The sequence below is a fragment of the Vibrio orientalis CIP 102891 = ATCC 33934 genome, from assembly GCF_000176235.1.
Classification (GTDB): Bacteria; Pseudomonadota; Gammaproteobacteria; order Enterobacterales; family Vibrionaceae; genus Vibrio; species Vibrio orientalis.
This window is the reverse complement of the sequence record NZ_ACZV01000005.1, coordinates 2,325,577-2,348,313: the sequence shown is the minus strand read 5'-3', so window position 1 is coordinate 2,348,313 and position 22,737 is coordinate 2,325,577. Positions and strand designations below refer to the sequence as shown.

Sequence of the window (22,737 nt, the reverse complement as noted above, 5' to 3'; positions counted from 1 at the left end):
TTAGACTAATTACCGATTCCTTCCAACGAGCTTTTTATCAAACAATGCGACCTTTGATAGCCCGAGTTGCGCTACCCGTACCACTCGACAAACAGTTTGATTACCAGATTCCTAGTCACCTATTTCCTATCATCGGTGGCCGTGTTTCTGTGCCTTTTGGTCGCCAGACGTTAGTGGGTGTTGTCACGGCGTTTGCCAATGAATCTGAGTTCAGTCTTGATAAGCTCAAACCGATCAAGCAAGTTCTCGATAGCCAACCTGTATGGCCTGAAAAGCTTTACTCTTTACTGTTATGGTGCAGCCAGTTCTATCAATATCCATTAGGTGACACTCTACTCAATGCGATGCCAAGTGCACTGCGTAAAGGCAAAGCGGCGGACTTCGCCACGCTAGTGGAGTGGCAACTGACCTCAGCAGGACGTGATCAGTTAATGCAGGGGTTTGGTCGTGCGGTTAAGCAAGCTAAGGTGATGCACATGCTTGAAGCGGGCGCGCTACCTCATCAACGGTTTATTGATGAAGAGGTTTCCTCTTCGGTGCTGAAGTCACTCAGTGAAAAAGGTTGGATTGAATCGGTTGAAACTAAACCAGTTATTCGAGATTGGCGTCAACACGTTGAAGCTAATGTTGACAAGCCTAAGCTCAACTCAGAACAAGCGATAGCGATTGCGACGGTTAACAGTGGGGAAGGGTTCGGCTGTTACCTGCTTGAGGGGGTCACTGGATCGGGTAAAACCGAGGTGTACTTGAACTTAATTAAACCGATTTTGGAAAAAGGGCAGCAAGCCTTGGTTCTTGTGCCTGAAATCGGTTTAACGCCACAAACCATTAACCGCTTCAGAAAACGCTTTGATGTGCCTGTTGAGGTGATCCACTCCGGGCTGAATGATACCGAGCGTCTCAATGCTTGGCTTAGTGCCCGTGATAATGCCAGTGGTATTGTGATTGGTACTCGCTCTGCGCTGCTGACCCCTTTTGCGAACCTTGGCATCATTATCGTCGATGAAGAGCATGACGCCTCGTATAAGCAGCAAGACAGCTTACGTTACCATGCGCGTGATGTGGCAGTGATGCGAGCGAATAAAGAGCAGATCCCAATAGTATTGGGGTCGGCAACACCAGCGTTAGAGACGCTGCACAATGCGTTAGCGGGTAAGTATCATCATTTAGTGCTCTCTTCGCGTGCGGGGAGTGCGACCCCGACCACCAATAAAGTGCTCGATGTGAAAGGCCTATATCTTGAAAGTGGCCTATCTGCTCCCTTGATTGCCGAAATGCGCAAGCATCTTAAAGCGGGTAATCAAGTGATGCTATTCCTCAATCGTCGAGGTTTCTCACCCGCTTTGATGTGCCATGAATGTGGTTGGATTGCCGAGTGTAAACGCTGTGATGCCTATTACACTTACCATCAATCCAGCAATGAGATTCGCTGTCATCATTGTGGTTCTCAGCAGCCGATCATTCACCAGTGCCAAGGTTGTGGTTCAACGCATTTGGTGACGGTTGGTGTTGGGACCGAGCAGCTAGAAAAACAGTTGGCGGAGCTGTTCCCTGAATTTAAAACCATTCGTATTGACCGTGATAGCACGCGCCGTAAAGGTAGCTTAGAGAGTGCATTAGGGGCAATTCGTAACGGTGAATACCAGATATTGATTGGTACGCAGATGCTTGCCAAAGGCCACCACTTTCCGGACGTGACCTTGGTGGCACTTCTTGATGTTGATGGCTCACTCTACAGCAGTGATTTTCGCGCCTCTGAACGTTTAGCCCAGCTCTTTATTCAGGTAGCGGGTCGAGCGGGCCGTGCGAGTAAGCCGGGCGAGGTGGTATTACAAACTCACCATCCGGAGCACAGTTTATTACAGGCTTTATTGACTAAGAGTTATCGCCACTTCGCAGACACCGCCTTACAAGAGAGGAAGTTGGCACAATTACCGCCGTACAGCTTTTTAACCCTGTTCAGAGCTGAAGCGAATCAATCGGAAATGGTGGAAGAGTTTTTACGCCAAGTTCGCCATACCTTGGAAGCCCATCCGTTGTTTGATGATTTTTGTCAGGTGCTAGGTCCAACCCCGGCACCGCTGGCGAAAAGGGCAGGCAAGTACCGCTGGCAGTTATTGCTCCAGACCCAAAGTCGTCCAACGATGCAAAAGTTACTCTCAAGTGCCAAGCCGGTTATTCAAATGCTCCCGCACGCAAAAAAAGTGCGTTGGACACTCGACATCGAGCCACAAGATCTCAGTTGATCAAGTCAGCCTAAGTTGCAAGGAGGGGCGCCGAAACAGCTCTCCTTTGGCTTTTGATAAATGTATATGCAGTTTTTTTTCATTTATTTGTGATTAAGATCTCTTACCAGCTGCCTGTTTTGTTAAATCTCCCGTAACTTTACTCTTTGAAATGAATACACTAGGTCATGTGCAAATAGTTTGTTTTTCAACGATAGTTGGTAAGTAAAACGTTTGCGTTGCAATTAAATACAGAAGATAGGTGTTTTAGCCTACGTCACGTCAAGTCGTTCACTGGACGACTAGATGCAATTCATTAGGTTTAGGTGGCCACTAGGCTGCTAAGTTAGGAAATGAAGAGGGTTAAGAAAATATGGCGACAATGAAGGATGTTGCCCAGCTTGCGGGAGTTTCAACAGCGACGGTTTCACGTGCGCTAATGAATCCAGAAAAGGTATCTTCAGCAACACGGAAAAGAGTCGAAGATGCGGTTTTAGAAGCTGGTTATTCACCAAACTCACTTGCGCGTAACTTGCGCCGCAATGAGTCGAAAACAATTATCGCAATCATTCCAGATATCTGTGACCCATACTATACCGAGATTATTCGTGGCATCGAAGATGCTGCTATGGAACATGGCTACATTGTTCTCCTGGGCGATAGTGGGCAACAAAAGAAACGCGAAAGCTCATTTGTGAACTTAGTATTTACTAAGCAAGCGGATGGCATGCTACTGCTAGGTACTGATCTTCCTTTTGATGTCAGTAAACCTGAGCAGAAGAATCTCCCACCTATGGTGATGGCTTGTGAGTTTGCACCTGAGCTAGAGCTACCAACGGTGCACATCGATAACCTCACATCGGCATTTGAAGCGGTTAATTACTTAACCCAGATGGGCCACAAGCGTGTGGCGCAGATCTCGGGCCCTGAATCAGCGACATTATGTCAGTTCCGTCACCAAGGCTACCAACAAGCATTGCGCCGTGCGGGCATCACCATGACGACCAGTTATTGTACTTATGGTGATTTTACCTTTGAAGCTGGTGCAAAAGCGATTCGTCAACTGCTTGCGTTACCTGAGCCACCAACCGCAGTGTTCTGTCATAACGATGCGATGGCAATTGGTGCGATTCAAGAAGCGAAGAAGCTTGGTTTACGCGTTCCTCAGGATCTTTCAGTGGTTGGCTTTGATGACATCCACTTTGCTCAATACTGTGATCCACCGTTAACGACGATTTCACAACCACGCTATGAAATTGGCCGTCAAGCAATGTTGATGATGCTTGAGCTCCTACGTGGTCATGACGTACGTGCGGGTTCGCGTTTACTTGAGACTAAGTTGGTCGTCAGAGAGAGTGCCGCGCCACCTAGAGTTCTGTAATCTTAGATGTTTTAAAGCGGCGCATTTTGATGCGCCGCTTCCATATCTACGCTGTCATCCAGCGACAATCTGGATTAACATATCGGAAGTAGTAACCAACTTTATTGATGTTTAGTCGTGGCAAATAGAGATTACGTAAAAAGAGGCCGTGGCGGTAATAGCCGCAAGCCAGCAAAAAAGAAGAGTGCTCCTCGTCGTAAACCTTGGCGTAGTGGTCTGCTTGCTGTGCTACTTGTAAGTATTTTTGGCTATGGTTTATACCTTCTGAGTACGGATCCCGAGCCACCAGCGCCGGTAGCACAACCGGTTAAACCTAAGCCGAAACCTCAAGCGAAATTGCCACCGCCCCCTGAAGAGAAGTGGGATTATGTCGATAGTTTGCCGAGCCGTGAAGTTGAAGTGAAGGCGAAAGAGCAAGTTGTATCGGACATTCCATACATCATGCAGTGTGGTGCGTACAAAAACGCCCAACAAGCAGAAGCTCGTAAGCTGGATATTGCCTTCCAGGGCATTAACAGTCAGGTCCGTAAGAAAGAAGGCAGCAGTTGGTATCGCGTAGTACTAGGGCCTTACAAGTTCAAGCGTGATGCTGAGCGAGATAAGCATAAATTGCAGCGTGCTAAAATCGAGCCTTGTGCGATTTGGAAAGAGACGCAGTAATACTTACAACCGAAACAATAATAGAAAGCGAGCCTAAGGGTTCGCTTTTGTTTTTATTGACTGTTTATCCGTTGTCATTCCACCTCCTTCTTTCCCCTTGAATTCCCCATCTTGCAACCTCATATACTTCTTAACACTGAGATTAAAATAACTATGAGGCCCTACTCGTGACTACCATTGTATCTGTACGTCGTAACAACAAAGTCGTCATCGCTGGTGATGGACAAGTATCTCTGGGTAACACAGTAATGAAGGGCAATGCGCGCAAAGTGCGTCGCCTCTACAACAACAAAGTTCTAGCGGGCTTTGCTGGTGGTACAGCCGATGCTTTTACACTGTTTGAGAAGTTTGAAAGCAAGCTACAAATGCACCAAGGCCACCTAACCAAAGCGGCGGTAGAGCTAGCGAAAGACTGGCGTAGTGACCGCGCCCTGCGCAAACTGGAAGCTTTGCTGGCCGTTGCCGATGAAACCGCATCTTTGATCATTACCGGTAATGGCGATGTGGTTCAGCCTGAAAACGATCTTATTGCGATCGGCTCGGGGGGTAACTTTGCCCAAGCAGCAGCGACGGCACTACTTGAAAATACAGAATTGGATGCGCGTGAAATCGCAGAAAAATCACTGACCATTGCGGGTGATATCTGTGTGTTTACCAACCATCACCACACTATCGAAGAACTAGAAATTCCGGCTGCTCAAGCAGAGTAAGTAACGGCTTAAAAGCAAAGATAGTGCAAATCGAATTTAAGGAATTGAATTATGTCTGAAATGACTCCTCGCGAAATTGTTCATGAGCTTAACCGCCATATCATTGGCCAAGAAAATGCTAAGCGCTCGGTAGCGATCGCGCTACGTAACCGCTGGCGCCGTATGCAGCTTGAAGAAAGCTTGCGTGTCGAAGTGACGCCAAAGAACATTCTAATGATTGGTCCAACGGGTGTGGGTAAAACCGAAATTGCTCGTCGTCTAGCTAAACTGGCTAATGCGCCTTTCATCAAAGTAGAAGCGACCAAGTTTACCGAGGTGGGTTACGTTGGTAAGGAAGTAGAAACCATCATCCGTGACCTAACGGATGTCGCAATTAAGTTGACGCACCAGCAAGCGATGGAAAAAGTGAAGTTCCGCGCTGAAGAACAAGCAGAAGAGCGTATTCTTGATGCATTATTGCCTCCAGCACGTGATGCTTGGGGGCAAAATGAGCAGCAAGATGAAAGCTCATCGAACACGCGTCAGGTTTTCCGTAAGAAGTTACGTGAAGGTAAGCTAGACGATAAAGAGATTGAAATCGATGTCGCTGCGCCGCAAATGGGTGTCGAAATCATGGCTCCTCCTGGTATGGAAGAGATGACTAACCAGCTACAAGGTATGTTCCAAAACCTAGCTGGCGACACCAAGAAGAAGCGAAAGCTAAAAATCAAAGATGCGTTTAAAGCGTTAACCGAAGAAGAAGCCGCTAAGCTAGTTAATCAAGAAGAGCTAAAAGAGCAGGCGATTTTCAACGTTGAAAACAATGGTATCGTGTTTATCGATGAGATCGACAAAATCTGTAAGCGTGGTGAAAGCTCTGGCCCTGACGTATCACGTGAAGGTGTCCAACGTGACTTACTGCCTTTGATTGAAGGTAGCACAGTGTCAACTAAGCACGGTATGGTTAAAACAGATCATATCCTATTTGTTGCCTCAGGCGCTTTCCAAGTAGCAAAGCCATCTGACCTGATCCCTGAACTGCAAGGTCGTCTGCCAATTCGAGTGGAACTTGAAGCTCTTTCAAGCCATGACTTTAAACGCATCCTGACTGAGCCAAAAGCGTCTCTTACTGAGCAGTACATTGCGCTTATGAAGACGGAAGAAGTGGATATTGAGTTTACCGAAGAAGGTATCACTCAAATCGCTGAAGCGGCGTGGACAGTGAATGAAACCACTGAAAACATCGGTGCGCGTCGTCTGCATACTGTTATGGAACGCTTAATGGATGAGATCTCATTCGAAGCAACAGATAAAGCGGGTTCTAAGTTAACGATTGACGCTGAATACGTGAAAGCGAAACTTGGTGATACGATTGAAGATGAAGATTTAAGCCGCTTTATTCTTTAGTACTCAATGTAAATATAAAGCCCGCTCAAATGAGCGGGCTTTTTTATAGTATTGAGGTAAGTTGTTGTTTTATTAAATGTTATTTTGCTTCACTAAAGTAAGGATGATTAGTGTTTTGTTTTATATCATTGCTATCTGTATATAAAAACATCGAGAATGTGGTGTGCAATTAGCTTTTTTCTCTGTATGATGGCGCGCTTTTATGATCGTCCTCACATTATTTTTGTAATGGGAGGGAAACACGCCTAACCCGAATTATCGGGCCAGCAAAAGCGAGACTCTAATGTCTAGAGCCAGTTTGGCGGCAGGAGACCCCTGCATTTCTAATGTCGATAACTCGACAACTTCACTCCATCTACCCAACAAAGCAAACATACGTTCCCAGCTAGAGCTATCTAACCCTGTTCTGTGGATCAGCGGAAGCTTCCTTACCATCTTTGTGCTGCTGGCATTGTTTGATACCCAGTTATTGACCGATTTAGTCAACAGTGGCTTTGGTTACGCGACTCAATTTTTTGGCGGCTATTGGCAGTTGTTGATTCTTGCTAACTTCGTTATTGGTTTATTCCTAACATTAGGCCAGACCGGATATGTGCGTTTAGGTGGTTTAGAGCAACCGGAAGTGGGCACGTTCAAGTGGCTTTCAATCTTGCTGTGTACCTTGCTTGCTGGTGGCGGAGTATTCTGGGCTGCTGCAGAGCCTATCGCTCACTTTGTCGCACCGCCGCCATTCTATGGCCAAGATGAAGCTCGCGAGATGGCGATCAATGCACTCTCTCAATCTTTTATGCACTGGGGATTCTTAGCTTGGGCGATCTTGGGGTCATTATCTTCGATTGTCTTGATGCACCTTCATTACGATAAAGGCTTACCACTTAAACCGCGCACTTTGCTTTATCCGGTATTTGGCGAACGCGCGCTGCACGGTTGGTTTGGTAATACGGTCGATGCGTTGAGTATTATCGCCGTGGCAGCAGGCACCATTGGGCCGATCGGTTTCCTAGGTTTGCAAATCAGCTATGCCGTTAATGCATTATTTGGCATTCCTGATGGGCTGATGACGCAAACTTTGGTCGTCCTACTGGCAATGGCGGCCTACACCTTATCGGCGCTGAGTGGCCTGAGTAAAGGAATGCAACTTATCAGCCGCTATAACATCATTCTATCGTTGGTGTTGGTGGTGTTTATTTTGATTGCCGGACCAACGAGTTTTATCGTCGATGGTTATATCCAAGGTATGGGGCGAATGATTGATAATTTCGTGCCAATGGCCTTATATCGCGGCGATACTAATTGGCTCAGCTGGTGGACCGTGTTCTTTTGGGGATGGTTTATTGGTTACGCACCGATGATGGCGATCTTTATTGCTCGTATCTCACGAGGTCGAACTATTCGCCAACTTATCTTAGCCATCAGTATCGTTGCACCGCTTATAACCTGTTTCTGGTTTAGTATTGTCGGTGGCAGTGGTCTGGCATTTGAACTGGCCAACCCAGGCAGTATCAAGGCAGGCTTTGAAGGTTTCAATCTGCCGGGGGCGTTATTAGCGATTACTCAGCAGTTGCCATTTTCGCTGTTACTGGCGGTTCTGTTTCTGATTTTGACCACCACGTTTATTGTCACTACAGGTGACTCAATGACCTACACCATTAGTATGGTGATGACAGGTGATAGCCAACCAAACGCGCTGATTCGTACCTTCTGGGGCATCGTGATGGGGGCAATTGCGATTGTGTTAATCTCAATGGGAGAGGGCGGCATTTCTGCTTTGCAATCTTTCATCGTCATCACCGCCGTTCCCGCGTCATTCATTATTTTGCCTTCATTGTGGGCGGCGCCCAAGTTTGCTCATCAAATGGCGAAGCAACAAAGCTTACTGAAATAAAAAAATCCCTCGCCATGGCGAGGGATTTTTATATCAGCAACGAGTGGCTTAAATCATGAAAATGAAGATAACTGCCAACGCTGTAATCAAACCTGCAAATGCGTAACACGCTACTTTGCCAATTAGACCGGTGTGGAACTTAAGGTCGTGCATGCCGTGGTGAACACGGTGCATCGCATGCCACATCGGTAGCGCGAGTGTGCCAATGATGAACAGTGCGCCAATAATGCTAGTCGCGAAGCCTGCCACACGCTCATAGCTCAAAGCTTCTGCATCAATCACACCAAGTGGTACTAAGATACCTAGTACAAGCACAGTAATCGGCGTGATCATTGCAAACCAAGTACCACCAGCGCCAAATAGGCCCCACCAGATTGGCTCATCAGAACGTTTAGGAGCTGTATCTACAGAGTAATTAGGTTTCATCGTTTACGCTCCTTAAACCACGACTAAGACGATTAGTGAAATAAATGCCACTGCTGCCCACTGAGTGAGCACAATGATCTTCTTATCCACTGGCTTGCCTTTTAAGCGAATTGGCATCACTTGCGGCATCATGCTAAAGAAAGTCTGAGCATGAAGTAGGCTACCAAGTAGGGCAACAATGTTGATCGCTACGACTAACGGGTTGGCCATAAACTCCAGCCAGCCTTGCCAAGCTTCAGGACCTTTCACTAAAGAGCCCAAACCGAAAGTTAGGAAAATAGTAAAAAGAATCAATGGCAGTACAGTTGCTTCACGTAGCATGTAGAAGCGGTAAAACGGATGGTTCTTCCACCAAGTACGCTTTACTTCACGAACGTAAGGTTTACGGTTGCTCATCTTACGCCTCCTCTGCTGTTTTTGTTGGGGTGCCATCAGGCTTGAACATTGAAATCACAAAGTCCATAGATGACTCAACTTTGCCTTGGTTTACCGCTGCCGCTGGGTCTACGTTCTTCGGACATACGTCTGAACAGTAACCAACAAAAGTACAGCCCCAGGCGCCGTTTTCACCATTAATTAGCGCCATACGCTCAGATTTACCGTTGTCACGGCTATCTAGGTTGTAACGATGCGCAAGCGTTAATGCTGCAGGACCGATGAACTCAGGGTTTAGGCCAAATTGAGGACACGCTGCGTAGCAAAGACCACAGTTGATACAACCAGCAAATTGCTTGTACTTCGCCATTTGCTCAGGTGTTTGTAGGTTAGTACCATCTTCAGGCTTGCGGTCGTTACCAATGATGTAAGGTTTGATCGCTTCTAGGCGCTCGATGAACGGCGTCATATCAACGATTAAGTCTTTCTCAATTGGGAAGTTTGCTAGTGGCTCGATCTTGACGCCATTTGGGTAATCACGTAGGAAGCTCTTACAAGCTAGCTTAGGTACGCCATTCACCATGATGCCGCAAGAACCACAGATCGCCATACGACAAGACCAACGGTAAGAGAGATCTTTGTCTAGGTTGTCTTTGATGTAGCCAAGCGCATCAAGCGTTGACATGGTTTCATCAAACGGCACTTCAAAAGTTTGAAAGTGCGGTTCTGCGTCTTGCTCTGGATCGTAACGCAGAATCTCTACTTTTTGGATGCGATTCGCTGACATTATGCTTGCTCCTCTGCTTTCTTCTCTGCTGCCTTAGCTGCTTCTTCTGCTGCCGCTTTTTCTGCTGCTTCACCGTATAGACGAGCTTTTGGTTGAGATTTAGTAATCTTCACGTTGCTGTAGTCGATACTTGGAGCCGCATCTTCTTTGAAGAAGGCCAGAGAGTGTTTGAGGAAGTTCACATCATCACGCTCAGTGCAGTTGTCATCAAGACGTTGGTGCGCACCACGAGACTCTTTACGTAGAATCGCAGAGTGAACCATTGCTTCAGCAACTTCTAGGCCGTAGCCCACTTCGATAGCGTAAAGTAGGTCAGTGTTGAACACTTTGCCTTTGTCTTTGATGCTGATGTTTTTGTAACGAGCTTTCAGTTCAGTAATTTTGTTGATGGTCTCTTGCATCAAGTCTTCTTGACGGTAGATACCACAACCCGCTTCCATGGTGTGACCCATTTCAGTACGGATATCAGCCCAGTTTTCGTCACCTTCTTGGTTCATCAGAGCAGCGATGCGCTCTTCAACCGCTTTCACTTGAGCGGCGATCGATTCTTCGTTCCAGCCTTTGAATTCTGCTGCACGTTTCACCGCTTGCTCACCCGCAACGCGACCGAATACTACAAACTCAGCCAGTGAGTTAGAGCCAAGACGGTTTGCACCGTGAAGACCAACAGAAGCACATTCACCGACTGCGAATAGACCTTTAATGCGCGTCTCACATTCGCCGTTAGTTTCAATGCCACCCATGGTGTAGTGCACCGTTGGACGAATTGGAATCGGCTCTTTCGCTGGGTCGACGTTAACGTACGCTTTCGCTAGCTCACAAATGAAAGGTAGACGTTCTTGCAAGTACTCTTCACCTAAGTGGCGAAGGTCTAGGTGCACCACATCACCTAGAGGGTGTTTGATGGTGTTGCCTTTCTGCTGTTCGTGCCAGAAAGCTTGTGAAACCTTGTCACGAGGACCCAGTTCCATGTATTTGTTCTTTGGCTCACCCACTGGAGTTTCAGGGCCCATGCCGTAATCTTGTAGGTAACGGTAGCCATTCTTATTGACGATGATACCGCCTTCACCACGACAACCTTCAGTCATCAGGATACCTGTACCAGGCAGACCTGTTGGGTGGTATTGAACGAACTCCATATCACGTAGAGGTACGCCGTGACGGTAAGCCATCGCCATGCCGTCGCCCGTTACGATACCGCCGTTAGTGTTACAGTGGTAAACGCGGCCTGCACCACCAGTTGCGAGTACAACAGATTTTGCTTTGATGGTAACCAGTTCACCTTCTGACATGTGAATCGCGATAAGGCCTTGAACCTCACCTTCGTCCACAAGCAGATCCACCACAAAGTACTCATCAAAACGCTTGATGTTGTCGTACTTCATTGATGTCTGGAATAGGGTGTGAAGCATGTGGAAGCCGGTTTTATCGGCTGCGAACCAAGTGCGCTCAACTTTCATACCGCCAAAGCGGCGTACGTTGACTTCACCGTTCTCTTTACGACTCCATGGGCAACCCCATTGCTCCATTTGGATCATTTCGCGAGTCGCGTTTTCTACAAAGTATTCAACAACGTCCTGTTCACATAGCCAGTCGCCACCGCCAACAGTGTCGTTGAAGTGGTTGTCTAGGCTATCTTCATCCTTGATAACTGCTGCTGAGCCACCTTCCGCTGCGACTGTGTGAGAACGCATAGGGTAAACTTTAGAAATCAGAGCAACTTCTAAGTCAGGGTTTGCTTCAGCTGCTGCAATAGCAGTACGAAGACCAGCGCCGCCTGCGCCGATGACTGCGATATCTGTGGTGATAATTTGCACAGTTATCCTCCAGTGTGAAAGTGCGGAATCTTCCGCTTGTTATAATTAAATGGGGAAACACCCCAAAAGTGGTAGGGTTAGTGTAGAAGAGCTAAATGACAGAAAAATTGATTCATTTAGCTTTTTGCTCCGGTAGTGCATCAAAGGGCATAAAAAATATAGGTTATGTGACTGCAATCACGGCAAGAACAGATTGGGGGCTTAGCTGAATCTTATGCTTGTTAAGTCTCTGTTACGTAACATTAGCAGCATTAATAGTAGAGTTAATGAAGGATGTTTTTTGTACTGTGCTACGTAAATTACTTGCTTCAATTATGAACAATATCTGTGACCACTCTTGAGTGGTATTAAGCTAGGCAAATATCAATAAACTTGCTATTTTCCTCGCCAGATATAGAGATGAGATTTTCTACGATGAGCAATCAGTGGCAACCAACCGCGTCGGTCTTTCAACTGCGCCAACGCGCCGATATTGTGGCGAAAATTCGCCAATTCTTTGCACAGCGTGATGTGTTGGAGGTAGACACTCCAGCGATGAGTCATGCCACAGTGACTGATATTCACTTGCATACCTTCCAAACTGAATTTGTCGGCCCGGGTTATGCGGATGGCCGCAAGCTCTACTTTATGACCAGCCCAGAATTCCATATGAAGCGCTTACTCGCGGCGGGTAGTGGCTGTATCTATCAAATTAATAAGGCCTTTCGTAATGAAGAGAGCGGCCGTTATCACAACCCAGAATTCACCATGTTGGAATGGTACCGAGTAGGGTTTGATCATCACAAGCTAATGGACGAAATGGATGCGCTACTGCAGTTAGTGCTTCAGTGTGGTGAGGCTGAGCGCATGAGCTATCAACAAGCGTTTATGAATGTCTTGGGTGTGTGTCCATTAGAAGGCTCGATGGCTGAGCTAAAAACAGTTGCCGCGACATTGGGCTTAAGTGATATCGCAGAGCCCGAACAAGATCGTGATACCTTGCTGCAGTTACTATTCAGTATTGGTGTTGAAAATAAAATCGGCCAACATGTTCCTGCATTTGTTTACGACTTCCCAGCATCACAAGCGGCGCTAGCGAAAATTAACCCGCAAGATTCGCGTGTGGCTGATCGCTTTGAGGTCTACTTCAAGGGCATTGAGTTGGCGAACGGCTTCCATGAATTGGATAACCCGCAAGAACAGCTGAATCGTTTTGAGTCCGACAATGCTAAACGTATCGAGATGGGATTAGCCCCTCAGCCTATTGACCATCACTTGATTGCCGCCTTACAGTCGGGCTTGCCAGAATGTGCTGGGGTTGCTCTCGGTATCGATCGCCTGATAATGCTTGCGATCGGTTGTGATCATATTGATCAGGTGACGGCATTTCCATTCCCTAGAGCATAGGTAAATGTGTAATAGATCCCTATTCTGCGTGTAATTGACTCGCTTAGGCATCTTATCCTCGCTATACTTCAGAACTGAATTTTTAGCCTAGGATCGCTATATCCTTCATATTTGAAGCTGCGGTTCTATCATCAAAGAGCACAGGACATGCAAGAGTACATCGCATTTTTTCAAGAGAACATGATTCTATCTGTGGTTTGGGTAGGTCTTGTTGTCGCCTTGATCATGAACATCGTTAAGTCATCAACAGCGGCTTACAAAGAGATCACAGCAGCGCAGACAACCCAACTAATGAACCGTGAAAGCGGCGTTGTGGTTGATATCCGCAGTAAAGATGAATTCCGTAAAGGTCATATTACGGATGCAGTTCACATTTTACCGTCAGACATTAAAGCGGGTAACTTTGGTAGCCTTGAAAACCACAAATCAGACCCAATCATTGTGGTATGTAAGACTGGTCAAACTGCGCAAGAGAGTGCAAACCTTCTTGCAAAAGCAGGTTTTGAAAACGTTAACTTGCTGAAAAGCGGTTTGATCGCTTGGAGTGAAGCAAACATGCCTTTAGTTAAAGGCAAGAAGTAATTCCAACGCCCAATATCGAAACGCTGATTGAAAAATCAGCGTTTGTTTTAGAGAGATGTGAAGAGTTCCACGAATTTTATCGGAAACCTAGTCATAGCAACGTCTCTCGGTTAGTCTCCAGTAAGACTATTTAATGCAGGATTAAAGGATTTTTAAAATGGCTGAAGCAGCACCACAACAAGAAGCACAGAACTTCGCAATTCAACGTATTTTCCTAAAAGACGTATCTTTTGAGGCGCCTAACTCTCCTGACATGTTCCAAAAAGAGTGGAACCCAGATGTAAAACTGGATCTAGACACTCAAAGCCGTGAACTAGGTGAAGGTGTATACGAAGTGGTTCTACGTCTAACAGTGACGGTTAAGAACGCTGAAGAGAACGCATTCCTATGTGAAGTTCAACAAGGTGGTATCTTCACTGCTGATAAGATGGAAGCTGGTCAACTTGCACACTGCCTAGGTGCATTCTGCCCGAACATCCTATTCCCATATGCTCGTGAAACTATCTCAAGCCTAGTGGTTAAAGGTACGTTCCCGCAACTAAACCTAGCACCAGTTAACTTTGATGCTCTGTTTATGAACTACCTACAGCAGCAAGCTCAGACTGAAGGTCAAGCTGAAGCATAATTAATTGTCCTCTGTGACACAGAGGCGCTGTAAAAAATGCACAGAGTGTCTATTATCGACGCGATGTGCATTTTTTGTTTAGAGGCATGTAGAGCCGACGTTTTGCTGGATACTTATTGTTAATTTTTAATCTCGTGTAGAGTTTAACGATAAGAGTCTAGTTACCCGAATGACAATCAGGCGGAACAATGAAAGATAAGACCAATAATGCTTATGGTAAAGAAATTGCGATGACAGTACTGGGTGCTGGTTCATACGGTACTTCACTGGCAATCTCTTTGGCGCGCAATGGTGCAAACGTAGTAATTTGGGGCCATGATCCAGAGCATATGGCTCAACTAGAAGCGGATCGCGCCAACCATGAATTCTTACCAGGTATTGATTTTCCTGAGTCTCTAATCGTTGAGTCAGATTTAGAAAAAGCGGTGCAATCAAGCCGCGATTTACTGGTGGTTGTTCCTAGCCATGTATTTGGTATCGTGCTGAATAACGTCAAGCCTTTCCTGCGCGAAGATACGCGTATTTGTTGGGCGACCAAGGGGCTTGAGCCTGAAACTGGCCGTCTACTCAAAGAAGTGGCGTTTGATGCGATTGGTGAAGGTTACTCATTAGCGGTTCTGTCAGGGCCAACATTTGCTAAAGAGCTGGCGATGGGGATGCCAACAGCGATTTCTGTTGCGTCACCAGATGCTGAATTTGTTGCCGATCTCCAAGAGAAAATCCACTGCAGCAAAACTTTCCGTGTTTATGCTAATAGCGACTTTATAGGCATGCAGCTTGGCGGCGCAGTGAAGAACGTGATTGCGATTGGTGCCGGCATGTCTGATGGCATTGGCTTTGGTGCTAATGCGCGTACTGCGCTTATCACTCGTGGCCTTGCTGAGATGACGCGTCTAGGCGCAGCATTAGGTGCACAACCTGAAACCTTTATGGGTATGGCGGGTTTAGGCGACCTTGTACTTACTTGTACCGATAACCAGTCGCGTAACCGCCGCTTTGGTCTTGCTTTAGGTAAGGGGAAAGATGTCGATACTGCCCAAGAAGAAATTGGTCAGGTGGTCGAGGGTTACCGCAACACAAAAGAGGTTTATTTATTGGCTGAACGCATGGGCGTAGAGATGCCAATTGTTGACCAAATTTATCAAGTATTGTATCAAGGGAAGGATGCACACTTAGCTGCAAAAGATTTGTTAGCTCGTGATAAGAAAGCGGAAGCATAATTTGAGCGCTAACGCCGTACTAGGGATTCAGTACTAGGTATATAAATGAAACATTGTGAGAAACAGAAAGTTTGGCAAACCATTATCAAGGAAGCTCGCGAGCTTTCTGAGCAAGAGCCAATGTTAGCAAGCTTCTATCATGCGACGATTATTAAGCATGATAGCCTGAGTGCGGCGCTGAGCTATATTCTAGCCAATAAGCTCAACACTGCATCTATGCCGGCAATGGCAGTCAGGGAAGTCGTTGAAGAAGCGTTGAATGCCGATCCTGGCATCAGTGCAGCGGCAGCATGCGATATCTGTGCGACAGTGAATCGTGACCCAGCGGTTGCGATGTATTCAATGCCACTACTGTATTTAAAAGGCTATCACGCTCTGCAAGGCTACCGAGTGGCAAACTGGCTATGGAAACAAGGCCGAATCGCACTGGCGACCTATCTACAGAATCAAATCTCAGTCGCGTGTCAGGTCGACATTCACCCTGCGGCTAAAATTGGTCGCGGCATCATGCTCGATCACGCCACTGGTATTGTGATTGGTGAAACCGCCATTGTAGAAAATGATGTTTCTATTCTGCAAGACGTAACGCTAGGTGGTACGGGTAAAGAGTGCGGTGATCGCCACCCGAAAATCCGTGAAGGCGTGATGATTGGTGCCGGTGCTAAGATTTTAGGTAATATCGAAGTGGGTGAAGGGGCCAAGATTGGTTCATGTTCCGTGGTTCTTCAGCCTGTTCCAGCACATACTACCGTTGCAGGGGTTCCTGCTAAGATTGTTGGCCGACCGAAGACGGACAAACCATCATTGGATATGGATCAGCAGTTTAATGGTCGTTCACAGAGCTTTATTGGTGGTGATGGGATTTAATCCCTAGGTTTAAAAATAAAAAGGTTGGCCATGGCCAACCTTTTTTCGTTTTAGTCGTAAGTTATGCTAGCTCTTCTAGCTCAACTAATACTTCTTCTGCCCATGTGATCCAAGCTTGGCGAAGCAGCAGGTTTCTACGTAGTGTCATACGCTCAAGACGTTGTTGCTTATCAAGCGTCGTCGTTGCTGGGTAGTATGCGTTTTCAATTTCTTGGTAGTGCGTAACCAGCTTACGTGACTCTTCAACCAGCTCAGAAAGCTGAACTCGGTATGGCGCTGAAGGTTGCACGGCACAAGCCATCAATTTTGCAGAAAACTCGTCACGAACAGTTGGATGAGCTGTCGGCTGATCAAACCATTCACCAAGAGCAACTCGGCCTGAATCAGTAATTGAGTAAACCTTACGGTCTGGTTTGCCTTCTTGAGGCTCTAGTACGCAAGTCACTAAGTTGTTTTGAGCCATTTTGTTTAGCTCGCGATAAACTTGTTGGTGGCTCGCTTTCCAGAAATAGCCGATAGTGGCAGAAAATTCTTTAGTGATGTCGTATCCGGTTGCGTCGCGTGTGCTTAGAACGGTTAAGATAACGTGTGGTAATGACATGTCTTCAATCCAAAAGGTAAATAAACTACTAAATACAACTGCTTGATTACTGTCGTGCTTCTTGAGGCACTCTTCATAGTATAAAAAAGCAGCACCAACCAAAGTTGGTCATGTCACCTTGAAAAGCCGGTTTATCACCTAGGATCGATAAGTAAATTATCGAGGTACTACAGCATGTAGATTTTATATGTGTCGCTGTAGAGGTTGAGTAGTATATCTAAATAATAAGCATAAAGTGGAATAGAAGGACAAAATAGCCCAAAAAACTGACAAAAATCTCAATAATGAGTCGTGAGTGAAGTTTTGTGCTGTTTTGATCGTCGTTTTGTCGCTTGTTTGGGTTGTTGTGTCTAGTGTTTTGTTCAATTGCCATATAAAAAAGGTTGATGCTTGCACATCAACCTTTTCTTTTATCGGCGCTGGTGGCGTTAACCGGTATTACGCATACCCGCGGCAATGCCTGCTATGGTCACCATTAATGCTTCTTCAAGCTCTGGTGCAGACTCTTCACTCTGACGAGTACGATATAGCAGCTCTGCTTGCAACATGTTCAATGGCTCGACGTAGATGTTACGTAGACGAATGGATTCTAAACCCCAAGGGTCGCTCTGCATCAAGTTCTCGTTGTTTTCTACGTTCAGTACCGCTTTGATATCTTGCTGTAGTTGATCACGTAAGCGATCGCCCAGTGGTAGTAGCTCGCTGTCTACCAGTCGCTCATCGTAGTAGCGAGAAATTTCTAGATTACACTTGGTGTAAACCATTTCAAGCATACCTAGGCGAGTCGAGAAGAATGGCCACTCACGACACATCTCTTCTAGTAGCGCTTGGTGGCCTTTGTCGACTGAGTATTGAATCGCTTCGCCAGCGCCAAGCCATGCCGGTAGAACCAGACGGTTTTGGCTCCAAGAGAAAATCCAAGGGATCGCACGTAGGCTTTCGACACCACCTTTCGGGTTACGTTTGGCAGGACGAGAACCTAGCGGTAGTTTACCCAGCTCTAGTTCAGGCGTTGCTTGACGGAAGTAAGGGACGAAGTCAGGCTCGCCGCGTACAACCTTACGGTAAGCTTCACAGCTCACTTCAGACAGTACATCCATTAGCTCACGCCACTCTTGCTTAGGCTCTGGTGGCGGCAGCAGGTTAGCTTCTAGAATTGCACTTGCGTACAGATTAAAGCTGTTTACGGCAACATCAGGTAGACCTAGCTTAAAGCGGATCATCTCACCTTGCTCTGTCACACGTAGACCGCCTTTCAGGCTCTTCGGTGGCTGAGAAAGCAGTGCTGCATGCGCAGGCGCACCACCACGACCGATAGTACCGCCGCGGCCGTGGAACAGCGTCAGTTCTACGCCTTCTTCTTCGGCAACTTTAACCAGTGAATCCATTGCATGATATTGCGCCCAGCCTGCCGACATTACGCCCGCATCTTTCGCTGAATCAGAGTAGCCGATCATGACCATCTGGTGGTTCTGGATGAATCCGCGGTATAAGTCGATACCCATTAGTTGTTTGATGACCGCTTCAGCGTTGTTCAAATCGTCTAATGTTTCGAATAGAGGACACACGTCCATGCGGTAAGGACAACCTGACTCCTGTAGCAGTAGGTGAACGGCTAATACATCAGAAGCGGTACGTGCCATAGAAATAACGTAAGCACCAAACGCTTCACGAGGCTGCAGAGCAACAATCTTACAGGTATCGAGTACTTCTTTGACTGACTCTGAAGGTTCCCAATCACGAGGAAGAAGAGGACGCTTAGAAGCCAGTTCATTGGTCAGGAAGGCAACTTTATCTTGCTCGCTCCATTGGTCGTAATCGCCAATGCCTAGGTAGCGAGTTAACTCAGACAGTACATCTGAATGGCGAGTACTCTCTTGGCGAATATCGAGACGAACGAGGTGAACACCAAACGCTTTAATACGGCGCAGGGTATCAAGCAGTGAACCATCAGCGATGATGCCCATGCCACACTCATGCAGTGACTGGTAACACGCGTATAATGGTTCCCACAGTTGCTCAATGCGTTGTAGTGGCGCTTTCACTGCTAACTTTTGGCCGTGAATCTTAGCGTCTAGAATTTCTTTGGTTTCGTTCAACAGCGCGCGAAGCTCTTTAAGAACCGCACGGTATGGTTCGTGCTCATCTTCACCCGCGAGTGCACGAACAGCATCATTACACTGGGTCATCGACAGTTCGCTAACCAACTCGTTAATGTCGCCTAGGTAAAGGTCAGCCGCTTTCCAGCGAGAAAGCAGTAGGACTTCACGGGTAATGGTATGAGTAACAAATGGGTTACCGTCACGGTCGCCGCCCATCCAAGACGAAAAATGTACTGGACGCGCATCAATCGGTAGACCTTCACCTAGGTAACCTTCTAGGCGCTGATCGAGTTCGCGCAAAAAGTCTGGTACCGCTTCCCATAGCGAGTTCTCTACAACGGCAAAGCCCCATTTTGCTTCATCAAGCGGCGTTGGTCGCTGTTGGCGAATGGTATCTGAGTGCCAGCTTTGGGCGATAAGTTGCTCTAGGCGACGTTCTGTTTTCGCACGTTCTTTAACGGATAACTCACCAAGTTCAAGCTTAGATAGACACTCATTGATTTTGACCAGCTTGTTGATCATGGTGCGACGAGTGATTTCAGTTGGGTGAGCGGTGAGTACCAACTCAATGTTGAGATCACGAACGGCTTGTGCGGTATCTAGCTTGCTGATGTCATTTTGCGCCAACTTAGAGAAAAGCGAGTTGATAGCATCAGGCTCGCAAACGTGAGCGTCACAGTGGCGAGAGATCGTATGGTACTGCTCTGCCATGTTAGTAAGGTTTAGAAATTGGTTGAATGCATGAGCAACTGGGGTGAGTTGTTCATTTGGCAGGCTTTTAATCTCTTCGATTAAGCTGTCACGATTTTTTTGGTTGCCTGCGAGGGCGGACTTAGAAAGTTTACGAATGGTTTCTACTTTCTCTAGAAGTACGTCACCATGTGCGTCCTTGATGGTGTTGCCGAGCAAGTGTCCTAGCATGCTCACATTGCTTCTGAGAGCAGAGTATTTCTCGTTCATTGTCATCCTGCCTTGTAAAAAAATTACATCCAATGTTCCTTGTTAGGTAAACAATCTAGCGAAAAATGTCGCCTGGAGTCAATTACTGTAGGCTAAGTTTGCAAATATTGTGCAAGTGAATGTAACCCTGTGCGAGCTATGTATTTGACTAATTATGTTGAAACTTTCTTACAGAATGAGACAGAGGATGCACCATGCAAATGGACTTCGTCATATGAAAAACGGGATTGAGTTCTGGTCTTTGATGTTTGGAGAAATTGTCATTCCATAGAGTGACGAAGGAGCGAGTAGGGAATCTCTTTGGATTTTCGGTTTGCTTTGGGAGATCCCCATCTCACTCGTCCCTCGCTCTTGAGGATGACTGCTTTATCTATTGAAATAAAAAAGGTTGACGCAATACGTCAACCTTCTAAAAAGTCCCAGCTTTTCAGCTCTTGCTAAAAACAATATTTATGCATCGCTTTTGACAGAACATCGATGGTTGGATCGATAAAGTCAAACGCTAAGAACTCATCGGGTTGGTGGGCTTGGTCAATTGAACCTGGCCCGAGTACCAGTGTTGGACACAGCTGTTGCAAAAACGGCGCTTCAGTACAGTAATTGACCGTTTCAGAATCAACACCACAAATCTCTTCTACGCCAGCAATAAATGGATGGTCATGTTGACACTCATAGCCAGGAATCGGTTCGTGCAGTGGGGTAATGGAAATACGCCCAGGCCATTTTGCTTCAACTTCTTTTAGCGCGCCACGCAACATATTATCGAGGCCATCTAAGCTGATTCCCGGTAGTGGTCGCACATCATAGTGCAGCTCACAACAGCCACAAATACGGTTAGCACTATCACCACCATGAATGTGACCAAGGTTTAGAGTTGGACTAGGGATGGCAAACCCTGGATGGTGATACTCTTTGATCAATTTGTCGCGCAGCTGCATCAGAGCAAACAGCACCTCATGCATGATTTCAATCGCGTTGACGCCTAGCGCTGGATCAGAAGAGTGGCCTGATTTACCCGTCACACGCACGGCATTGGCAACATGACCTTTGTGACCGCGAATGGGTACTAGACTGGTAGGTTCACCAATAATGCAGTAATCCGGCTTGAAAGGGGCACTGTCAGTGAAATGGCGAGCGCCGAGCATGGTGGTCTCTTCATCACAGGTCGCAAGGATATAGAGCGGCTTGGTCTGTTTGCTCCAGTCGACTTTTTTAACTGCTTCAATAATAAAGGCAAAGAAACCTTTCATATCCGCAGTACCTAAACCGTAAAAGCGATTGTTCGCTTCAGTGAGTGCATGCGGCTCATAGTTCCAACGTCCCTCATCAAAGGGCACCGTATCACTGTGACCAGCAAGCAGTAGGCCGCCTTCACCAGAGCCTTTCTTGGCGATGAGGTTGAATTTACCCGCTTCCACTTCCGTCAGGTTTACTTCAAAACCGATGTCTTTTAACCAAGTGGCGAGCTTTTCAATCACTTGTGCATTGCCTTCATCCCAACTTGGATCTGTCGAGCTGATCGATGAGGTGGAGATTAGGCCGCTGTAGACCTCTAGAAAACTTGGTAATTGCATAATTAGTTTACTTTCCCTGTTGACAGATTTGGGTTAAGAAGGTAAAACACATATTAAATCACTTTTATTGAATAAAAAACCAATAAAAGGCGAATAATTTAAATTTATAGTCACAACGAGAGTGACGATTTTAAGTCAAAACGGATGTAAGAGATGCTTAAAACCACAATCATAGGCGCAAGCGGTTACACAGGAGCAGAACTCGCTCTGATGGTGCACAAACACCCTGAACTAACGCTATCAGGTTTGTATGTTTCCGCCAATAGTCTAGATGCTGGTAAGAGCATCGCTGAGCTGCACGGTAAGCTAGCGGGCATTATTAGTCATTCGGTAGAGCCGCTAAAAAATCCGGCTGAAGTCGCTAAGCAAAGTGATGTGGTGTTTTTAGCCACGGCTCATGAAGTGAGTCATGACTTAGCGCCAATCTTTCTAGAGCAAGGTTGCCAAGTGTTTGACCTGTCTGGTGCGTTCCGCGTTAAGAAAGATGGTTTTTACGATCAGTTCTACGGTTTTGAGCATCAACATGAAGCTTGGTTAGATAATTCGGTGTACGGACTTGCCGAGTGGAATGCGGAAGGGATTAAACAGAGTCAACTGATTGCCGTGCCGGGTTGTTATCCAACCGCTTCTCAGTTAGCGATCAAACCGCTACTCGACAATGCCTTGGTTGATACTAATCAGTGGCCAGTAATTAATGCCACGAGCGGTGTGTCAGGGGCGGGCAGAAAAGCGTCAATGACCAACAGCTTTTGCGAAGTGAGCTTACAAGCTTACGGTGTGTTTAATCATCGTCATCAGCCTGAGATCGCTTCTCACCTGGGTACGGATGTGATTTTCACTCCTCATCTTGGCAACTTTAAGCGTGGCATCTTGGCCACTATCACGATGAAACTCAAAGCAGGCGTAACAGAAGCTCAGATTGCTGAAGCATTTACCTCGGCTTACCAAGACAAACCGGCAGTGAGGCTGACAGAGTCAACATTGCCAACACTACAGAATGTAGAGAATACGCCTTTCTGCGATATAGGTTGGAAGGTTCAAGGTGAGCATATCATCGTTGTTTCAGCGATTGATAACTTACTTAAAGGTGCATCAAGTCAAGCGATGCAATGTGTAAACATCCACTACGGATTTCCAGAGCTGACTGCTCTTGTTTAATTGGGCAGGG

At 46.6% G+C, this 22,737-nt stretch carries 19 protein-coding genes; 12 read left to right on the top strand and 7 right to left on the bottom strand.

All coding sequences use genetic code 11. From position 1 onward, the window contains the following. Window positions 1-44 precede the first annotated feature (44 nt). The 6 genes from priA to VIA_RS21435 all read left to right on the top strand — a co-directional run bounded on the left by priA (window position 45) and on the right by VIA_RS21435 (window position 8,247). Window positions 45-2,246 carry a primosomal protein N' gene (gene priA / locus VIA_RS21460; RefSeq protein ID WP_004415988.1) on the top strand — a complete coding sequence of 734 codons (2,202 nt, stop codon included), beginning with the start codon at window positions 45-47 and terminating at the stop codon, window positions 2,244-2,246. A gap of 352 nt (window positions 2,247-2,598) precedes the next feature. Continuing rightward, entirely contained in the window at window positions 2,599-3,606 is a 1,008-nt protein-coding gene (gene cytR, locus VIA_RS21455) for a DNA-binding transcriptional regulator CytR (protein ID WP_004415987.1), read from the top strand. Window positions 3,607-3,723: 117 nt separating this feature from the next. Next, the gene (ftsN, locus tag VIA_RS21450) at window positions 3,724-4,266 is read left to right on the top strand and encodes a cell division protein FtsN (protein ID WP_004415985.1); all 543 of its coding nucleotides are present in this window, start codon (window positions 3,724-3,726) and stop codon (window positions 4,264-4,266) included. Window positions 4,267-4,433: 167 nt separating this feature from the next. After that, window positions 4,434-4,976, top strand: coding sequence for an ATP-dependent protease subunit HslV (hslV, locus tag VIA_RS21445; protein ID WP_004415984.1), 543 nt, complete (start codon window positions 4,434-4,436; stop codon window positions 4,974-4,976). A 51-nt stretch (window positions 4,977-5,027) separates the two neighbouring features. After that, window positions 5,028-6,362 (top strand): HslU--HslV peptidase ATPase subunit, encoded by a 1,335-nt coding sequence (gene hslU / locus VIA_RS21440; RefSeq protein ID WP_004415983.1) that lies wholly within the window; start codon window positions 5,028-5,030, stop codon window positions 6,360-6,362. A gap of 283 nt (window positions 6,363-6,645) precedes the next feature. After that, window positions 6,646-8,247: a BCCT family transporter gene (locus VIA_RS21435; RefSeq protein ID WP_004415981.1), complete on the top strand. Its 1,602-nt coding sequence runs from the start codon at window positions 6,646-6,648 to the stop codon at window positions 8,245-8,247. Window positions 8,248-8,295: 48 nt separating this feature from the next. Here the strand turns inward: VIA_RS21435 and frdD are convergent, their stop codons facing one another. The 4 genes from frdD to frdA are packed head-to-tail and all read right to left on the bottom strand — an operon-like array spanning window position 8,296 to window position 11,652. Further along, the gene (gene frdD / locus VIA_RS21430; RefSeq protein ID WP_004415978.1) at window positions 8,296-8,673 is read right to left on the bottom strand and encodes a fumarate reductase subunit FrdD; all 378 of its coding nucleotides are present in this window, start codon (window positions 8,671-8,673) and stop codon (window positions 8,296-8,298) included. A 12-nt stretch (window positions 8,674-8,685) separates the two neighbouring features. After that, the gene (gene frdC, locus VIA_RS21425) at window positions 8,686-9,069 is read right to left on the bottom strand and encodes a fumarate reductase subunit FrdC (protein ID WP_004415977.1); all 384 of its coding nucleotides are present in this window, start codon (window positions 9,067-9,069) and stop codon (window positions 8,686-8,688) included. Between the two features lies 1 nt (window position 9,070). Further along, window positions 9,071-9,835, bottom strand: a complete 765-nt coding sequence (locus VIA_RS21420) for a succinate dehydrogenase/fumarate reductase iron-sulfur subunit (protein WP_004415975.1) — start codon at window positions 9,833-9,835, stop codon at window positions 9,071-9,073. Further along, complete coding sequence (frdA, locus tag VIA_RS21415) at window positions 9,835-11,652, bottom strand: fumarate reductase (quinol) flavoprotein subunit (protein ID WP_004415973.1); 1,818 nt, start codon at window positions 11,650-11,652, stop codon at window positions 9,835-9,837. The genes VIA_RS21420 and frdA overlap by 1 nt, the downstream gene beginning before the upstream one ends. A gap of 414 nt (window positions 11,653-12,066) precedes the next feature. On the opposite strand from frdA, the gene epmA reads away from it, so the two are divergent. The 5 genes from epmA (at window position 12,067) to cysE (ending at window position 16,332) form a co-directional block, all read left to right on the top strand. Next, window positions 12,067-13,038: an elongation factor P--(R)-beta-lysine ligase gene (gene epmA, locus VIA_RS21410; RefSeq protein WP_004415971.1), complete on the top strand. Its 972-nt coding sequence runs from the start codon at window positions 12,067-12,069 to the stop codon at window positions 13,036-13,038. Window positions 13,039-13,185: 147 nt separating this feature from the next. Further along, window positions 13,186-13,620 (top strand): rhodanese-like domain-containing protein, encoded by a 435-nt coding sequence (locus VIA_RS21405; RefSeq protein WP_004415969.1) that lies wholly within the window; start codon window positions 13,186-13,188, stop codon window positions 13,618-13,620. 157 nt (window positions 13,621-13,777) lie between these two features. Further along, window positions 13,778-14,245 carry a protein-export chaperone SecB gene (gene secB, locus VIA_RS21400; RefSeq protein ID WP_004415967.1) on the top strand — a complete coding sequence of 156 codons (468 nt, stop codon included), beginning with the start codon at window positions 13,778-13,780 and terminating at the stop codon, window positions 14,243-14,245. A gap of 188 nt (window positions 14,246-14,433) precedes the next feature. Further along, entirely contained in the window at window positions 14,434-15,465 is a 1,032-nt protein-coding gene (gene gpsA / locus VIA_RS21395; RefSeq protein WP_004415966.1) for an NAD(P)H-dependent glycerol-3-phosphate dehydrogenase, read from the top strand. Window positions 15,466-15,510: 45 nt separating this feature from the next. After that, window positions 15,511-16,332, top strand: coding sequence for a serine O-acetyltransferase (gene cysE, locus VIA_RS21390; protein ID WP_004415963.1), 822 nt, complete (start codon window positions 15,511-15,513; stop codon window positions 16,330-16,332). 61 nt (window positions 16,333-16,393) lie between these two features. Here the strand turns inward: cysE and VIA_RS21385 are convergent, their stop codons facing one another. The 3 genes from VIA_RS21385 to argE form a co-directional block, all read right to left on the bottom strand. Continuing rightward, a complete protein-coding gene (locus VIA_RS21385) occupies window positions 16,394-16,933 on the bottom strand; it encodes a PadR family transcriptional regulator (protein WP_038211154.1) in 540 nt (179 codons plus the stop codon). A 428-nt stretch (window positions 16,934-17,361) separates the two neighbouring features. Beyond that, complete coding sequence (gene ppc / locus VIA_RS21380) at window positions 17,362-19,995, bottom strand: phosphoenolpyruvate carboxylase (RefSeq protein ID WP_004415958.1); 2,634 nt, start codon at window positions 19,993-19,995, stop codon at window positions 17,362-17,364. A 437-nt stretch (window positions 19,996-20,432) separates the two neighbouring features. Further along, complete coding sequence (argE, locus tag VIA_RS21375) at window positions 20,433-21,569, bottom strand: acetylornithine deacetylase (RefSeq protein WP_004415956.1); 1,137 nt, start codon at window positions 21,567-21,569, stop codon at window positions 20,433-20,435. Between the two features lie 153 nt (window positions 21,570-21,722). Between argE and argC the strand changes: the two genes are divergently transcribed. Further along, complete coding sequence (gene argC / locus VIA_RS21370; RefSeq protein WP_004415955.1) at window positions 21,723-22,727, top strand: N-acetyl-gamma-glutamyl-phosphate reductase; 1,005 nt, start codon at window positions 21,723-21,725, stop codon at window positions 22,725-22,727. Window positions 22,728-22,737: the final 10 nt, after the last annotated feature.

Excerpts from the sequence above, each read along its gene's own strand:
- priA (WP_004415988.1), top strand. The coding sequence starts at position 45 with ATGCGACCTTTGATAGCCCGAGTTGCGCTACCCGTACCACTCGACAAA.
- cytR (WP_004415987.1), top strand. The coding sequence starts at position 2,599 with ATGGCGACAATGAAGGATGTTGCCCAGCTTGCGGGAGTTTCAACAGCG.
- hslU (WP_004415983.1), top strand. The coding sequence starts at position 5,028 with ATGTCTGAAATGACTCCTCGCGAAATTGTTCATGAGCTTAACCGCCAT.
- VIA_RS21435 (WP_004415981.1), top strand. The coding sequence starts at position 6,646 with ATGTCTAGAGCCAGTTTGGCGGCAGGAGACCCCTGCATTTCTAATGTC.
- frdD (WP_004415978.1), bottom strand. The coding sequence starts at position 8,673 with ATGAAACCTAATTACTCTGTAGATACAGCTCCTAAACGTTCTGATGAG.
- frdC (WP_004415977.1), bottom strand. The coding sequence starts at position 9,069 with ATGAGCAACCGTAAACCTTACGTTCGTGAAGTAAAGCGTACTTGGTGG.
- VIA_RS21420 (WP_004415975.1), bottom strand. The coding sequence starts at position 9,835 with ATGTCAGCGAATCGCATCCAAAAAGTAGAGATTCTGCGTTACGATCCA.
- epmA (WP_004415971.1), top strand. The coding sequence starts at position 12,067 with ATGAGCAATCAGTGGCAACCAACCGCGTCGGTCTTTCAACTGCGCCAA.
- VIA_RS21405 (WP_004415969.1), top strand. The coding sequence starts at position 13,186 with ATGCAAGAGTACATCGCATTTTTTCAAGAGAACATGATTCTATCTGTG.
- secB (WP_004415967.1), top strand. The coding sequence starts at position 13,778 with ATGGCTGAAGCAGCACCACAACAAGAAGCACAGAACTTCGCAATTCAA.
- gpsA (WP_004415966.1), top strand. The coding sequence starts at position 14,434 with ATGAAAGATAAGACCAATAATGCTTATGGTAAAGAAATTGCGATGACA.
- cysE (WP_004415963.1), top strand. The coding sequence starts at position 15,511 with ATGAAACATTGTGAGAAACAGAAAGTTTGGCAAACCATTATCAAGGAA.
- VIA_RS21385 (WP_038211154.1), bottom strand. The coding sequence starts at position 16,933 with ATGTCATTACCACACGTTATCTTAACCGTTCTAAGCACACGCGACGCA.
- ppc (WP_004415958.1), bottom strand. The coding sequence starts at position 19,995 with ATGAACGAGAAATACTCTGCTCTCAGAAGCAATGTGAGCATGCTAGGA.
- argE (WP_004415956.1), bottom strand. The coding sequence starts at position 21,569 with ATGCAATTACCAAGTTTTCTAGAGGTCTACAGCGGCCTAATCTCCACC.
- argC (WP_004415955.1), top strand. The coding sequence starts at position 21,723 with ATGCTTAAAACCACAATCATAGGCGCAAGCGGTTACACAGGAGCAGAA.